At 65.8% G+C, this 330-nt stretch carries 1 protein-coding gene; it reads right to left on the reverse strand.

Going from position 1 to position 330, the window contains the following annotated elements; translation table 11 throughout:
* A partial coding sequence (locus ACQRAP_RS08720; protein WP_427795406.1) for a hypothetical protein occupies positions 1 to 330 on the reverse strand: 330 nt, incomplete at both ends.

Here is a 330-nt window from a genome sequence, read left to right on the forward strand (position 1 = left end):
ACGTCGAACTCCTCGTTGCCGCGGCGGCCCTCGGCCATGCCGTAGTCGACGAAGTGTCGCAGGACGGCGGCGTCGTCAATGAGGGACAACGCGCCAGCCTTCTTGGTGTAGCAGCCCTTGACGTCCGCGTTGTGCTCGAGATAGTACTCCGGGTCGTAGACGCAGGAGTAGTCCGTGCCGCCGAGCGTCGTACGCATCCCCCGGATCGACGCGCAGCCAGAGGGGTGGCGGCCCTCCCCCTTGCCCGACGTCGCGTAGTGCTCGTAGTACCTGGAGATATCGGTGCCGTAGGCGGCCCTCAGGTCCGGGTACTCGTTGTAGTAGCTCTGG

The organism is Collinsella sp. SGI.180 (assembly GCF_050313455.1).
Classification (GTDB): Bacteria; Actinomycetota; Coriobacteriia; order Coriobacteriales; family Coriobacteriaceae; genus Collinsella.